General features: G+C 29.8%; 11 protein-coding genes. 2 read left to right on the top strand and 9 right to left on the bottom strand.

The annotated features are described in order from the left end of the window. Positions 1 to 165: 165 nt before the first annotated feature. The 7 genes from addB to B5S50_RS14560 form a co-directional block, all read right to left on the bottom strand. Positions 166 to 3,618, bottom strand: a complete 3,453-nt coding sequence (gene addB, locus B5S50_RS14590; protein WP_217302184.1) for a helicase-exonuclease AddAB subunit AddB — start codon at positions 3,616 to 3,618, stop codon at positions 166 to 168. A 21-nt stretch (positions 3,619 to 3,639) separates the two neighbouring features. Beyond that, a complete protein-coding gene (locus B5S50_RS14585; protein WP_242872123.1) occupies positions 3,640 to 5,094 on the bottom strand; it encodes a hypothetical protein in 1,455 nt (484 codons plus the stop codon). A gap of 13 nt (positions 5,095 to 5,107) precedes the next feature. Continuing rightward, positions 5,108 to 6,502, bottom strand: coding sequence for an ATP-binding protein (locus B5S50_RS14580; protein ID WP_065078181.1), 1,395 nt, complete (start codon positions 6,500 to 6,502; stop codon positions 5,108 to 5,110). A gap of 1 nt (position 6,503) precedes the next feature. Further along, positions 6,504 to 7,190, bottom strand: a complete 687-nt coding sequence (locus tag B5S50_RS14575) for a response regulator transcription factor (RefSeq protein ID WP_207644804.1) — start codon at positions 7,188 to 7,190, stop codon at positions 6,504 to 6,506. Between the two features lie 444 nt (positions 7,191 to 7,634). Further along, entirely contained in the window at positions 7,635 to 8,573 is a 939-nt protein-coding gene (locus B5S50_RS14570) for an SPFH domain-containing protein (RefSeq protein ID WP_065078179.1), read from the bottom strand. A 4-nt stretch (positions 8,574 to 8,577) separates the two neighbouring features. Beyond that, on the bottom strand, positions 8,578 to 9,003 hold the full coding sequence (locus B5S50_RS14565) for an NfeD family protein (RefSeq protein WP_065078178.1): 426 nt from the start codon (positions 9,001 to 9,003) through the stop codon (positions 8,578 to 8,580). 94 nt (positions 9,004 to 9,097) lie between these two features. After that, on the bottom strand, positions 9,098 to 11,017 hold the full coding sequence (locus B5S50_RS14560; protein ID WP_065078177.1) for an NAD(+) synthase: 1,920 nt from the start codon (positions 11,015 to 11,017) through the stop codon (positions 9,098 to 9,100). 173 nt (positions 11,018 to 11,190) lie between these two features. Here B5S50_RS14560 and B5S50_RS14555 point away from each other — a divergent pair, with 173 nt between their 5' ends. Continuing rightward, entirely contained in the window at positions 11,191 to 12,327 is a 1,137-nt protein-coding gene (locus B5S50_RS14555; RefSeq protein WP_217302183.1) for an acyltransferase, read from the top strand. 178 nt (positions 12,328 to 12,505) lie between these two features. Here B5S50_RS14555 and B5S50_RS14550 read toward each other — a convergent pair whose 3' ends face one another. Next, positions 12,506 to 12,748 carry a hypothetical protein gene (locus B5S50_RS14550; protein ID WP_065078175.1) on the bottom strand — a complete coding sequence of 81 codons (243 nt, stop codon included), beginning with the start codon at positions 12,746 to 12,748 and terminating at the stop codon, positions 12,506 to 12,508. 460 nt (positions 12,749 to 13,208) lie between these two features. Here B5S50_RS14550 and B5S50_RS14545 point away from each other — a divergent pair, with 460 nt between their 5' ends. Next, the gene (locus B5S50_RS14545) at positions 13,209 to 14,081 is read left to right on the top strand and encodes a S1 RNA-binding domain-containing protein (protein WP_065078174.1); all 873 of its coding nucleotides are present in this window, start codon (positions 13,209 to 13,211) and stop codon (positions 14,079 to 14,081) included. A 501-nt stretch (positions 14,082 to 14,582) separates the two neighbouring features. Here the strand turns inward: B5S50_RS14545 and B5S50_RS14540 are convergent. After that, entirely contained in the window at positions 14,583 to 17,207 is a 2,625-nt protein-coding gene (locus tag B5S50_RS14540) for a calcium-translocating P-type ATPase, PMCA-type (protein ID WP_217302182.1), read from the bottom strand. Positions 17,208 to 17,291 lie beyond the last annotated feature (84 nt).

The following is a 17,291-nucleotide window of genomic DNA, read 5'->3' as shown; positions in this document are numbered from 1 at the left end:
TAAGTCATTTGACCTGTCAATTATACTTTATATATTTTTTACAATATCTTTTGTAACTGTAAAATATACACATATCTGTACTACTATCATATATATATCTGTACCATTATTCTAGTAAATAGTTCCATATAATTCTTCAAATTTTGCAACTATTCCTTCGAAATTTTACTTTCCAACTCTTTCTTCAATATCCTTCCAAACTTCTTCATCTTTTTTATCTCTAATTATCTTATATTCATTTCCTTTTATAGATGTATCAAATTGGCAAATAGCAGAATAAATACAATAACTACATCCTGTCTTGCTTTTATTTTTATATGGAACTGCCTCTATATCCCCTTTTAGTATCTTTTCACTTAAGTCTACTATTGTGCTTCTTACATATTTCCTTAGTAATTCAAATTGCTCCCTAGTTGCTAGAGATGATTGAACCTTTGAAAGGTTACCATCTTTCTTTATGGAAGCACATATAATATCTGAGGTTTTTTCCATTTCGCTATCCATTTGCCTTATTATCTCAGGATCATTTAAAAGCAATCCGTTCATCCTAAGACTCTTAAGTATCCTCTTCTCTATCTCAGAGTCACTTATATTCCCTTCTGTTTTTATTATGGGATCATCCAATTTAAAATATAATATTCCTCCCGGTATACCTTCTTTATTAAATTTTTCATCCAGTTCCGCAAGTATGGCATCCAAATATATTAAAAGCTGCATTTGAAAACCATAATATATATCTGACAGCTTAAATTCCTTTCTACCAGATTTGTAGTCTATTATTCTAAGATATACAACTGAATCCTGCTCTAATAAATCTATTCTATCCACTCTTCCTATGAGACTAACTTCTTCTCCAGAGTGAAGTTTTATTGAAATAGGAGGTATATCTCCAGAATCTCCAAAAGAAAGTTCGTAAGCCCTTGGTACAAATTTACCTCTTTTCATATGTTCTGCTATAAGCCATACTGACCTTGTAAGTATCTTTTTTAAATTATCTGTAATATGTTTATACTTCTTTGAACTGTTCAATATAGACCCTGGTATACCACTTAAAGTACTATCTACTACAATTTTTACATTTTCCTCACACCAATTCTTATCTATATCATTCCAGGTTAAATTTTTTTCTTTTAACTGTATGGAAAACTTTTTAAGTATATCATGCATAAAGCTTCCCAAATCCGGAGAACTTAAATTATACATTTTTCTATCTTCAACTTTAAGTCCGTACTGTACAAAATATGCAAAAGGGCACTCTGAAAATTTCTCTAGTCTTGAAACACTTATATTCAAGTGGCTTCCATAAAGTCTTCTAACTTTACTTTTGTCTAAAATTTCAATGTAATTATTATAGGAAAATCCTTTTAAAACAGTTTCAACTTTCTTACTCCAACTAGTATTATTTTTATACCATCTATATACATTAATCCAAAGTGGATCTACAGAATTGTTATCTTCTATACTTCTTCTTATATTTGAAATCAATTCACTAAATGTATCTTTAGGTCCATTTACAGCTTCTATCCCTGCTCTCTCTCCCAAAATACCTTTTAAATTACTCTCTTCTTGAATCTTAGGAAATAATTTCTTTATAATAGATATGACAATAGATTGTCTTTTACTTTTTCCTTCTTCATCACTCATTGAATAGCTCAGTGTTAAATATTTATCTGCTTTAGTAAGTATTCCATATACTAAAAGTTGTTCTTCAAAAGCCCTGCTTCTAGTATCTTTTGCAAGTTCCATTCCTCTTTTCCTCAGTTCATCCCTGTCTTCATCTGTAAATACTCCATCTGCAGATATAGATGCTGGAAATATTCCATCATTAACTCCAACAATATAAAGTATTCTTACATCATGACTTCTTAACCTAGTTACACTACTGACTAAAACTTGATCTAATGATGCAGGTATTACTCCTATTTCATATTGGGAAAAGCCATTTGCAAGCACTTCACTAAATAGCCCCATTCCAATGGATTCATCCCCTATAACAACTGCTATTTGATCTAATATGTCTACTACTATATTCCATATTTGGCTATACTCATTTGCCTTATCTAATTTAGAAGTATTTCTAAACTCCTTTATAAGTGCCTCCACTTTTTCTGGCACCTCTAAATTGAGCAAAAAATTATATAGTCCTTCACACATCTGTTGTCCTGTCTTCTTACCTTTTATATCTTCCGAAAGCTTTAAAATAGGTTCCCTAACTTTATCCCTTATACAGTTTATATTTTTTAAATATTCTGCCTCTTCTTCAGATATTTCTTCATCAAAATTTCCATAGTTTATTCTATAATTCCACGGTTTTGGATCAGTCCATTTTTTTCCTCTTATTCCATTAGCAAGCACATAATTTTCTAGCATATCTATCTCATCAAATTCTAAATTCAAAAGTCCTGTTTTTAAATATCTAAATACAGATTCATAGGACCAATTTTTTGAAAGTATTTCTACGGCTGAAATTATTAAAATTATAATAGGACTATCATCAATTTCTCTTTTTTTATCTATAAAATAAGGTATATTATATTGATTGAACACAGCTTTTATAATATTTTCATATCCATCCAAATCTCCCGTTACAACTGAAATATCTCTAAATCTAAAACCTTCATCCCTGCACATTTTTAATATGTCCCGAGCACTATTTTCCACTTCAGTATATTTATTTAAGGCCTTAAATACCCTTATGCTTGAATTTGATCTTTTATAAGTTTTGTAAGGATATGAAAAAATATATTGTTCTAGATGTCCAATCTCTGCATTATCTTTAAATCTGCCATAAGAATTGGATTTTAATGATTTTGGTTTGTCATAGGCTATATTATTATTTTTAGCTATTTCTAAAAGTTTTTTTTCGGTAACTTTGGTAGGTAAAAATAAGTCCATACTTTCAAGAGAAGAATTCTCACTTAAAATATCTGTACATAAGGTTATATTTGTCCTATATGATTTACATATAATCTTTTCCAGTACTTTATATTCCTGAGGCGTAAAACTATAAAATTCATCAATCCATACTTCCGCATTGTTAAAAAAATTAGATCTATCAAGTTTTTCATATAGCAGGGATAGTATATCCTCAGAATCTATATAATTCTTATAAAGCCTCTCCTGAAACTCCGAGTAAATTATTATTATATCTTCTAACTTGTTTTTCAGATTTATATTTTCTATTCTATCTAGACTATCTTGTAAGAGTTTAATTGATATGTTATACTTTTTTAATTCAGTTATCATATCTGAAATCATATTTACAAAACCTTGTTTTTTAGTAGATTTACCAAATACCTTTAATTTCTTTTTATTCCTCTCTATTATTTCATAGAGAAGTATAGCTTTTCCTGAATCATTTACATGCTTTCTTGTACCACCACCTACTTCACCAAACACTCTTTCTGCAGCTCTCTTAAAACTCAGTACCTGAGCTTTTAACATTCCCTTTTGTCCTACTGATTTTAATAAATTTTTCTCTGCTTGAAAAGAAAATTGTTCAGGTACCAAAAATATGAGATTTCTATTTTCATTTTCTTCTATTCTCTTTTTTATGCTCTGAAGGCAATAATAACTTTTTCCACTTCCTGCCCTTCCATATATAAACCTTATGCTCATAATAATCACACACCTGTAATATTAATTTTTCTTCATATTCTTAATTAATTTATTCCATTCATCTACATAACTTCCCAATGACCATTGAGACATAACTGCTGTTTCTCCATTTTTCAAGTCAAACTCCCTGTCTAGTTTGCCTATTTTTTTATTATTTAAAGAGTAGATTTTTAACTCAGTTTCAGTTAAAACAACTATAAAGTCCCTATTTGGAGAAGTATACGCATCCACTGCATCTGGTATCTCTTTTTTTATTACATCAAATGATGGATATAAATCATCATAATCAGTTAAAATTGTAGGAGCTGCATACATTACATCAAAATTACCATAAGGAATTCTCCCTCTTAGCATCCACCTGCCGCTTCTCCTATCTACAGACCAATTAGTTTGCAGCTTATTTTCATCTATTTTATTTTTACTTAAGTTCATCTTTTTTAAATATAAATCTGCACTATATTTTAATCTACTCCCTGCATCATCCCCAAAAGCTTTAGAAAAATCCATCCTATTTCCATTGAAATTATCTAGAGGAAGTACACTAAAATCTCCATTTTCAAATCTTTGGTCACCATCATCATCATTATAAACTTTTTTGTCATCCATAGAAATATATTCTTCACCTACAAATAATATTTCGCTGCTAATCCCAGAAATATTACGATACTTAATTCTTGAAGTTTTGTTGTTTCCAAGGGTTTCGCCCCAAACAATATCCTTTTTCACACCTTTTTCCCATACTTTTTTTACTCCAACCTTCCAAAATCCACTTTTCCTTGGAATTACTAAATCTTTTATATTCACAATAGGCATAATCTTCCCATATGAGGAACTTATCCACAAAGTTCTATAATTACACCCTAGTCCCGACTCATCAATACACTTAAGTCCTAAAAGCAATCCAGATTTAGAATTTGTCTCTTTTTGACTCTTGGGAATTATAATCTTAGAATTATTTTTATCTATATTTTTAAATTCAGAATTGTTTATTTGTGTGCCATCCTTAACGAAAAAAAATATTATTCCATCTGTAAACTTTAACATTACGTTTCTATTTATCTGAATGAATTCATCAAAAAAATTATCTTCAGAAGACACAGTAACCACTTTTATGTACTTTTCATTTATTCCTATGGAAGAGGGGTCAATTTTAAAATTACTTTGAAAATAATCCTGACTATCTAAAACTTTTACTTTAAAACTAGGATTTTTACATGTCAAATTATCAAAGTATACTCCCTTATCACTGAATTCAGCCTTTTCACCTAGCATACTTTTAGCCTTGTCCTCAGAAATAGAAGAATCCCCTGTAAATACATATCTATCTAAAATCCATGTTCCTGCAATAGGTAAATTTATATTCTTTACGGGAACAATGTTGGGATTAAGAGAAGAATTTATATTTTTATACACTACAAATACTATACATACAACTAAAATACCAATAAGTGCAGTAAGTTTTTTCAAAAATATCACCTTTTCTAAAATTCTAGTTGTCTTCTACTGGAATGGTCAAAGTTATTTCAGTTCCCTTAACCAATTCACTTGTTATTTCAATTTTTCCTCCATGAAGTAAAACTATTTCTTTGCATATTGATAGTCCTATTCCGTTGCTGCACTTATCACTTTTGCCTTTAAAAAACTTCTCAGTGACTTTTGGGAGTTCATCTTCAGGTATCCCAATTCCAGTATCACCTACTATCACAATTAAGTTTTCATCTCTCATAAAAGCCTTTAAAGTTACCTTTCCTCCTTCTTGCGTAAATTTAAATGCATTGTCCAGCAAATTGTTAAGCACCTGTTTAATTCTATTTTCATCCAGTAAAACCAAAGGCATATTATCCTGAACTTTTACAGAAAAGTTTATATTTTGTCGCCATGCCCTTAGAGAAAATTGCTTTTTTATATATTCTATAGTACTTTTTATATCTACATAATCTTTTTTCAGTGTAATTTTACCAGATATAAATTTAGAAAAGTCTAAAAGTTCTTCTACCATTTTAGTTAACCTATCACTTTCATTTTCTATTATCTCAAGTCCAGTTTGTAATTCTTCCCTATCACTGAAATCTCCAGTTCTCATAGTAGAAGCCCATCCCTTTATAGATGTAAGTGGGGTTCTGAGTTCATGGGATACGGAGGCTACAAATTCGTTCTTTAGCTTCTCATTTTTTAATATCTCATCTGCCATAAAATTTAGTGCATCAAATAGTTCCCCTATCTCATCATCTCTCTTTTTTTCAATTCTCTCATTAAATCTTCCACTCGCCATTTTTCTTGCCATAGCTGTGACCTCTCTTACCGGTCTTGTTATACTATTTGAAATGAACACGCTTACAATTCCTGCCATTACTATTACTGCAATTCCTATAAATATGAGCATAAAAGATATTTTTTTTATTATCGTGTCCACTTCTGAAAGAGAAGTAGCAAATCTAAGTACTCCTTCAACTTTTCCATTGGATTTTAAAGCTTTAGATACATACAACACTTTTTCACTAGTTTTTTTATCTGTTTCTATAGAAATGCCTAAATCTCCATTTAAAGCATTTTTTATGTCTTCCCCTTTCACTTTACCAGGTATAAAGTTTCCTATAGAATCCATAAGCATTCTTCCTGAAACATCTATTACTTGAACTTCTGCAGAAGTATTTTTCCAAAATATATCTGCATTGTCACTTATATTTTTTTTTAAACTGGAAGAAGCTAGATAGCTATTATAAAAATCTACAGAAACTTTTATTTGATTAGAAACCATATTCTCCATATTTTTATAATAGTATCTGCTAATGGAGAATATCAAAAAAGATTCAATTATCACTACAGTAAAAATTATTATAAATAGATAGCTTCCTATCATTCTTTCCTTTATTCCATTTAACATATTATTCTTTTCTCCATCTATACCCTACTCCCCAAACAGTCTCAATATATTTTGGTTTTGAAGAATTTTCTTCTATCTTCTCTCTAAGCCTTCTAATATTTACGTCAACTATTTTTGCATCTCCAGGATAACTATACCCCCAGACAAGATTTAGGAGTTCATTCCTATTTAAAGCTTTTCCTTGATTTTCTATAAATATTTTCATCAACATATATTCTTTTGGGGTAAGTTCTAATTCCTGTTCACTTCTATAGACTTTCATGGCTCCTTCGTCTATTTTAAATTCACCCGATACAAGCACTTCATTTTTACTATCACTTTGTATTCCTATTCTCCTCAAAAGTGCATTTACTCTAGCTATTAACTCTTGGGGATTGAAAGGTTTTATTACATAGTCATCTGCTCCAAATCCAAAACCCATTATCTTATCCATATCCTGACTTCTGGCTGTAAGCATTATTATACCCATTTTAGGAAATTCTCTTCTAAGTATTTCACAAGTCTTGAATCCATCCATTCCAGGAAGCATTACATCTAATATTGTAACTATTGGATGTTCAGTTCTTGCCTTTTCTAAAGCTCTTTCTCCCGTACTTGCTTCTATCACTATAAACTTGTTTCTTTTAAAATTTATTTTTAAAAATCCTCTTATAGAAGCTTCATCTTCTACTATTAAAACCTTTTTCACACAAACTTCCCCCATATTTCAATTATCAATTTCAATTTAAAAGTATATAACCTCTCAAACTACAATTTTTTAACTCTTAACTAAAGTTACTAACTGCTTTTGATTTCAGATATCTATATAAGATTTCCAATTGAAGTTTAAACTTATACATAAAATATAATGACAAATCTCGATTAGAAAGCCTATAAGGATTCTCATCTTAAATTTGAACCTATTCGCAGAGATATTCTTACAATAATGAAGCTCTTTCAAATATTTTGCAAATAAGTCTTAGAAAAAATTCGTAAAAACTTAGGACTTTTGAATTGTTTGAGGTACGAGTTTTCAAAAGTTCTTAGCTTTTCTAGAATTTTTTACTTAGACTTATCAAAATATTTAACGAGCTGAAGGTTGTAAAAATATCCGGAGAATAGGTCAAATTTTAAGCTGTAACTCTTATAAAAATTACTTCTTCTGAAGCATATCTGCTATTGCTGCTATATTGCCAAGAGAAGAAATGGACTCATTTGGCAATATCAATTTATTTGCCGGATTTTTAGCCATTTCTTTCAATGCTTCTACTTGTTTAAGTGCTATTACCTTTTCATCTGTACCTGAATCAATTATAGCCCTATTAACAAGATGAATTGCCTTAGACTGTGCTTCTGCTACAGATTCTATTGCCTTTGCTTTACCTTCTGCCTCCAGCATTTGAGATTGTCTCAATCCTTCAGCCCTTCTTATATTTGCTTCCTTTTCAGCTTCGGCTTGCAGTATCTTGGCTTGCTTTTCACCTTCGGCTCTTGCTATATCACTCTGTTTTTGACCTTCTGCCTGAAGTATAACAGCCCTTTTATCACGTTCTGCCTTCATCTGTTTTTCCATGGCTTGCTGAATCTCAGCCGGTGGAATAATGTTTTTAATTTCTACAGACAATATTTTTATGCCGTAGGCATCTGTTATATCATCTACTACTTTTAAAAGCTCTGCATTTATTTTATCCCTTCCCGACAGTACTTCATCTAAAGTCATATCTCCTACAATATTTCTCATATTGGTTATTGTTGAAAAAACTATACCTGCTTTGTAATCCTCTATATTATACACAGCATCCTTAGCACTTAATATCTTATAAAAAATAACATTGTCAATAGATATCTTTACATTGTCTTTAGTTATAACACTTTGAGGTTCAATATCCAGTATCTGCTGCTTATTTGAAACTTTTCTTCTTGCAAAATCAGCAAAAGGAATTAGAAAATGCCATCCTGGTTCCAATACCCTATGAAATTGTCCAAATCTCTCTATAATAGTTACATAACCAGTATTTACTACCTTCATAGAAGAAACTATAACTGCAATAATAACTACAAGTACAATCAAAATAAAAATTTTACTTATCATATATTTACATCTCCTTTTTTATAATAACTTTATTTCCTTCCATTCCAATTATCTTTACGGTATCTCCATCCTTAATAGTATATCCTTCGTTCTTTATATTCCAGTACACCCCATCAACCTTTATTCCATTATTTTTTACCATTTTCTTATCTATAGTAATCTTTTTTCCCACATAAGTTTTTTCCCTAAGCAAAGTAGGCTTTATAGATTTTTTAATATTTTTTTTAACTATTGGATAACAAACAACTGTAAGCACTATGCTAACTACTAAAAACACTATAAGTTGAACTATAAAGGAATATTTTAACATTCCTGCTACAATGGCAGCAATTGCTCCTATAGTAAACCATACAAATAAGAAAGCACTAGTTACCATGTCTACAAATAGGGCTACTAAACCAATTACAGTCCATAAAATAATATTAAACATGTAAATTCCAACCCCCTATCAAAATTTTTCTATCTTTAATATTATAAATAGTATACTATATCTATTCATCAATAAATCTGATTTTATATAAATTTTATTTTTGCATCCATAAATTAAAGCTGGCATCTGAAGGCATTCTCCAATCTCCTCTAGGAGATAAACTTACAGTACCTACCTTAGGTCCATCTGGAATTGCAGATCTCTTGAATTGTTGAGTGAAAAATCTTTTTGTAAATACTTTTAGCCATTTACAAATAACATCATTAGTATAATCATTTTTAAAAGCTTGTTTTGCCAAAAACAATATCTTTTCCGGTGAATAACTATGTCTAACAAAATAATACAAGAAAAAGTCATGAAGCTCATATGGACCCACTATGTCTTCTGTTTTCTGGACTATCTTTCCATTTTTATCTTTAGGCAAAAGTTCTGGACTTACTGGGGTATCAAGTATGTCTATCAAAATATCCGATATATTTTTTGATACCTCTTTATCTGCTACATATCTTACTAAATATCTTACCAGCGTTTTAGGTATGGAACAATTCACACTATACATAGACATATGATCGCCGTTGTAAGTGCACCATCCAAGTGCAAGCTCAGAAAGATCACCTGTCCCAATTACAAGTCCCCCTTCCTTATTTGCTATGTCCATTATAATCTGCGTCCTCTCTCTTGCCTGAACATTCTCATAAGTTACATCGTGTATTTCTCTGTCATGGGATATATCTTTAAAATGTTGGAGACATGCATCTACTATATTTATTTCTCTAAGTTCCGTTCCTAAACTTTTACACAAATCTACTGCATTATTATAAGTTCTATCTGTAGTACCAAACCCTGGCATAGTAACAGTTATTATATTGTCTCTCGATATCTTTAACATATCAAAGGTTTTCACTGTAACAAGCAAGGCCAAGGTAGAATCAAGTCCACCCGATATACCTATAACCGCTCTTTTTAAATTAGTATGACTTACCCTTTTAGCAAGGGCAGAAGTTTGTATATTAAATATTTCCCTACATCTAAGTTCCCTTTCATCTTTACCTGAGGGTACAAAAGGATGTTTGTCAACAGCTCTATCAAATTTTCCATAATCCATAGTTTCAAATTGAAATTTCACTTCTATAGGTTTCTCCAAAAATAACTTTACGCTGTCCCTAAAGCTTACATTTCTTAAACGCTGCCCAGCTAATCGTCCTAAATCTACAATTGTAGTAATAACTTGATTTTCTCTTTTAAACCTTTCACCAGATTTTAGAATTGCTCCATTTTCAGAAATACACATATCCCCACTAAACACTAAATCTGTAGAAGATTCAAATACTCCACAAGATGAATATATATAAGAACACATGCATCTGGCACTTTGAGATGATATTAAGTTTCTCCTATAAGTGGATTTACTTACAACTTCATTAGATGCAGAGAGGTTTCCTATAATATTTGCACCCATAAGACATAAATAACTGCTTGGAGGTACTACTGTCCATAGATCTTCACATATTTCAATTCCAAATTTAAAATTACCACAGGTAAATATCAAGTTTGTTCCAAATGGAATATCTTCCTGAAAATAAAAGTTAACTTTTTCATCTATAACCTTTAGTCCCTCTGTAAACCATCTTTTTTCATAAAACTCCTCATAATTTGGAATATAACTTTTGGGAACAATACCTAGAATACTGCCCCGAAATATTATGTATGCACAATTATAAAGACAACAATTATATGTAAGAGGTGCCCCTACAGCTATTAGTATGTCTATGTCTTTTGAGTAATCACACAGATTTTTTAGAGCTTCTACGGATTTCTCCAAAAGTAGCTGCTGTTCAAAAAGATCTGCACAAGTATATGAGGTTATACAAAGCTCCGGAAAGACTACAAGCTTTGCTTTTTGTTCTAAAGCCCTACCTATACAAAGCTTTATATTATTTAAGTTAAATTCTATATCTGCTACATTTGTTAAAGGACATGCTGCAGATACTCTTACAAAATCCATTGATGACATTATATTTTCCTCCCTAATAATCTTTTAACTTTTATTATATACTTTATATTATAAGTGATGTAAAGCAAATTTAAAGCTATTTATGAGTTTAATCTTAAATCATAAGAAATTGCCTTTTCATTTAGATAAGTGTAAACTGTACAAGGATATTTTTTACTTAGGAGGAGGAAAATATGACTAAAGATAGATTAGCAGAATTAGACATAATGAGAGGAATCGCCTTTATTTTAGTAGTAATACAACACACTTTTGGCGGTTATTCTTTTATAAAAGATATTTCTCTAGAAAATAGACTTATTTCAAAGCTTATTTATTCAATAGGTAAAACTGCTGTACCTATGTTTGTAGCATTAACTGCCATATGCCTCATTTATGTATATTATGATCGTATGGATGTATTAAATTTCTATATCAAAAAATTAAAATTTTTAATTTTACCTTATATTTTTTGTTCCCTTATAAATGATTTAATTTTAAATCACAGCACTTATGGTTTTACCAACTTTATAGGACAAATAGTTACTGGTAATTCTGCCTACCATTTATGGTATATGGGCATGATAATCAGATTATATCTATATATACCCTTAATCTTTCTATTTATAAAGAAATTAAATAGTACAAGCACTTTCATAAAAAAATCGTTTTTTATATTTTCTTTTGTACTATACTACTTAATACTGAAAAACAACAATTATGTTACTTCTACAATTGGAAAATTATTATTTGGAACCCCATCTAAATTGCAGCAAAGTTTTATAAATATAACACCTCTACTATGGATTTTTTATTTTGTAGTTGGAGCATATATGATTTTTAATTATACAAATTTAAAAGTTATGATAAAAAAATACAAATATTCACTTATTGGTGGATACACTATACTTTTATCATATTTTTATTATGATGATATAAAAGATTTTATAGGTAATCCACTGCCATTTATAAAATTTGACCATGCTTTATATATAGTATATGTAACTACAGCAATAATTTTCTTCTATATGCTGTCTCTATACATAGATACTGTCAGCAAAAAAATTAGTATTTTACTATCATTTGTAGGAAAATATTCTTTTCCAGCATATATGCTCCATATTATTGTTATTCAAAAATGGTCAGAAAAGATACCTTCAACTCACTATCTATATAGTCCATTAATAAAACTTTTAGTAACTATAATAATAACTCCTATTATTTGTTGTGCAATAAGTTACATTCCTGGTAGCAAGTACCTGATAGGTATTAGATCAAAATTTAAAATCAAATCTACAGTAGTACAGAAGTTAAAAATAAATGTTAACAGGTAGATTATTTTTGTTTAATATGAATTTATTTATTCTTTTTGTGTACTAACATTAAAACAAGTGAAAAATAGGGCATTGTACTTAAAATTAGTTATAAAATTAAGTTACAATACCCTATTTTTATATTAAATTTTGCTTCAAAGTTGCATAGAAATTTTATCAAAAGCAAGTTACACAAATACTAATTATGTAAACATTTAAACAAATCATAGTGTACAGAAGCATCATTTCTACATTCATCAATAAAGATGCGATATAATATTCTGTCATTAATCAGAGTTTGTACAAATACACCATTTGAATAAATTGCATACTGCTCGTCTTCAAATTCAAATATGTCCTTATTAGTTTTAATAGTTTCAATCATAACTTTGTCAAACGTCTTAATTTTTTGAAAAAAACTTTTCTCAGAATTAATTATCATAATGCACTCCCCTTTATATTAAACTTAGATTAATAAACAATTAGCATGTTCCTTTTTAATATTTAATTAATTTACAGAATTACCTAACTTAGATTTAAATCCATTTTCGACCTAATATTCTTTATTAATTATAGTATATTTTTAAATCTTATTGTCGAAAGTTTACATTTCTTAAATATATTTAACGTAGAATTAACATAACACTAACAAGTAATTATTATGTATTATTCAAATTCAATAATATTAATAAAAAAGAAGATTTTGAGAGAAAATATTCTAGAGAAAATCCAATACTCCATTTCAAAAAAGCCAACTACAGTTGGATGTAAATATATTTTGGTAAAGTTCTTCTTATAAATCCTACTTTAAATACTAACTTAACTGGCAGTAACTATGATATTATTATATAATATGTTTGAAGTAGAAGTATTTTAAACATTACAGAGGAGTGAAAATATAGTTGATACTAATAGGGAAATTTAACAAACTAAGAATAACCAGGGAAGCAAATTTCGGATACTACTTAGATGCAGGAACAGGTAGAACTAAAGATGATATACTTCTTCCTAAAAGCGATATTACTGAGGATACCCTTTCCATTGGCGATGAAGTCAATGCATTCATATATAAGGATTCAAAAGACAGAATAATATCCACTTTAAAAAAACCTAAGGCAGAAATAGGTGAACTTGCCTATTTAAAAGTTGTAGCTAATACTAGTTTCGGGAGTTTCGTAGATATAGGCTTGGAAAGAGATGTACTTGTACCTTTAGCAGAACAAAAATATAAGCTGACTCCAGAAAAATACTATTTATTTTATCTATATGTAGATAAAACCAATAGAATTGCAGCTACTACAGACATAGACAAATATCTGCTTACCTTAGATCTTGAGAACAATGAAAAAGATGAAAAGTACACACTTGGCAGTGAAGTAAAAGGGACTATTTATGGATTTCAAACCAATAACAGTGCTATGGTTGCCGTAGACAATCTTTACCGAGGGGTTATATTGAATAATGAATATTTTACGGATATTTATCCCGGGGATGAACTTAAGTTAAGAATAAAAAAAATATACGAAGATGGCAAACTAGGACTCACTCCTAGAAGCGTACCTAAAAATGAAAGATTATCCTTAGAAGAGTGTATATTAGATTATTTGGAAAATCATAATGGTTTCATGCCATATAATGATAAAAGCTCTCCAGAAGATATAAGAAATACCTTTCATGAAAGTAAAAATTATTTTAAAAATGCTTTAGGTGGACTCATGAAAAGACACCTTATCCTACAAGACGAAAACGGAACAAAGCTTAAAAACAACAAATAATATGGAACTTCTAAATAGAAAGTTAACTTATACCAACCATATACTAACAAATTCCATCACACTAAAAACTTTTTATAAGTCTAAAGCTCGGTATTTTGAAAATCTAAAGAAGCTTATATAAACTCGTACCTCAGACATATATAAGCTTCTAAGATTTTCTAAAATACCTCACCAAGACTTATAAAAAAAGTTTTTAAGTGTGATTTCCATTTTGTTAGTATATTTTATGTATAAGTCAAAATTTCAATTAGAATCACTATATACAAGGTTTATAAACGAAAAATCAACTTATACGCAAGCATATTTTTACAATAATGAAACTCTTTTAAATATTTTGTATATAAATCTTAGTAAAAAATTCGTAAAAACTTAGAACTTTTGAATTGTTTGAGGTACGAGTTTTCAAAAGTTATTAGCTTTTTTAGAATTTTTTACTTAGACTTATCAAAATATTTAATGAGCTGAAGGTTGTAAGAAATATCCAGAGTATAAGTTGATTTTTTACTTAGAAACTTTACATTTTCTATAAACAAGCTTTATAATTTCATTCACTAAAAGAGGTACCAAAGAAAGTGCTAATACAAATATCCAATCATTTATTGTAAGTTTAAACACTTTAAATACTGAAGATAAGAATGGCACTGTAATAACTATACTTTGCATTATTATACCGACAACTATTGCACCTATTAAATACTTATTACTGAAAATTCCAACCTCAAACATAGATTTTTCATGATGTCTAATACTTAAAGTATAAAATAGCTGTGATACACTTAACACTACAAAAGCCATAGTCTGCGCGTGTATAAGTGAATTAGTATACAGCTTAGTTCCTATATAAAAAGCAGCTAAAGTAAGTACTCCTATCAGAACACCATTCACTCCCAAAAATATCCCACTCTTGCCTGAAAATAATCCTTTACGTGGATCTCTAGGTTTTTCTTTCATTATATCAGGATCATCAGGATCTACTCCAAGAGCCAACGCTGGAAGACTATCCGTTATAAGATTTACCCAAAGTAGATGAATTGGTCTTAAAATTGTAGGCCACCCCAAAACTATTGCCATAAACAATGCTATTATTTCTCCTATATTACATGCAAGAAGAAATACTATAGATTTTCTTATATTATTATATATATTTCTTCCTTGTTTTACAGCTTCCACTATAGTTGAAAAGTTATCATCTGTAAGCACCATATCTGCAGCACCTTTTGCCACATCTGTTCCCGTAATTCCCATAGCTACACCTATATCTGCAGTTTTTAATGAAGGTGCATCATTTACACCATCTCCTGTCATAGATACTATATTCCCTTTTTTCTTCAATGCCTTTACTATATTTACTTTATGTTCTGGAGACACCCTTGCAAAAACTTTTAAATTATCGATTCTATCATGTATATCTTTTTCTGATAATTTATCAAATTCAGCTCCTAATATAGCCTGAGATTCATGATCTGCTATACCAAGTTCTTTTGCTATAGCAAAAGCCGTATTTTTATGGTCTCCGGTTATCATAACTACCCCTATACCAGATTTTTTACACTCATCTATAGATTTTTTTACATTTTCTCTAGGAGGGTCTATCATTCCCACAAGACCCACAAAGGTCAATTCACTTTCCATTGAATCAATTTGAATTTTAGGTGAATTTATAACTTTAAAAGCAACTGACAAAACCCTAAGTGCTTCATTTGACATAGAATTTGCAGCATTAATTACATTTGACTTTAATTCTTCTGTAAAAGGGGCAACCTCTCCCTTTAAATATATATGTTCACAAATTTTAATTAAGTTATCTACTGCACCTTTCGTAATTATACGATACTCATTCCCATATTTATTTAAAGTAGTCATAAGCTTTCTATCTGAATCAAACGGTATTTCATTTACCCTACTGTGTTCCTTGCTTTCATTAGATTTAAATATATTGAATTTAACCCCCATTTCTAAAAGTGCAATTTCAGTAGGATCTCCAGTCTTAGAACTTTCCGAATAGGTAGCATCATTACAAAGTACCATGTTTTCTACAAGTTCTTTATGTATATTATTTTTTAAATCAACAGCCGAAATGTTATTTAAAATATTGTCTGCATAAAACTTTGTAACAGTCATCTTATTCTGAGTCAAAGTCCCTGTCTTATCTGAACATATTATATTTACAGAACCGAGTGTTTCTATAGCTGGAAGTTTCCTAATTATTGCATTTTTACCTATCATCCTCTGTACTCCTACTGCAAGCACTATAGTAACCATAGCTGGCAGACCTTCCGGAATAGCAGCCACAGCTAAACTTATAGACGTTAAAAACATCTCAAATAAATCTCTCTTTTGAATCAATGATGTTATAAACATAAGTACGCATATAATAATAACTACAAAGCCAAGCATTTTGCCAAGCTGGCTTAATTTTCTCTGCAGTGGAGTTAAATTTTTTTCATCATTATCTAACATTTTGGCTATTTTACCTATTTCAGTATTCATGCCAGTTGCCACAGCCACACCTACACCTCTTCCATAAGTGGCTAGGGTGGACATAAATGCCATATTTTTTTGATCTCCAAGAGCTATATCCTGATCTTCTAAAATATCTTCTACATACTTATCAGAAGGCACAGATTCTCCTGTTAATGCAGATTCCTCTATTTTCAAATTTCCGGTTTCAACCAGTCTTAAATCACAAGGAACGTACTTACCCGCATCTAATATGATTATATCTCCTACTACTATATTTTCAGAAGAAATCTCTATAACTTCTCCATTTCTTTTAACCAATGCTTTAGGTACTGAAAGTTTTTTTAGAGAATCCAATGCTTTTTCAGCTTTTGATTCTTGAATTAAGCCTATTACTGCATTTAATACAACTACAACCATTATTATGATTGCATCACTTATTTCACCAAGTGCCGCTGAAACCACTGCCGCTGCAACCAATATATATATAAGTACATCATTTACTTGTTCAAGTAAAAGCTTTAAAATTGATTTCTTCTTTTTTTCAATTAACTTATTTTCTCCATATTTTTTTATTCTAATTGAAGCTTCCTCAGATGTTAATCCATTTATTACATCTGTACCCAATTCTTTTGTTATTTCTTCAATACTTTTTTTGTACCACATAAAATCCCCTGCCTTTCATTCTATTTTTTGAATTCACCGCAATCTTATACACATTAAATAATTATTGTTGTTACAAAATAATAC

This window comes from Clostridium sp. 001, assembly GCF_019056555.1.
Classification (GTDB): domain Bacteria; phylum Bacillota; class Clostridia; order Clostridiales; family Clostridiaceae; genus Clostridium_B; species Clostridium_B ragsdalei.
The sequence above is the reverse complement of the archived record's forward strand: the minus strand, read 5'-3'. Positions and strand labels throughout refer to the sequence as shown.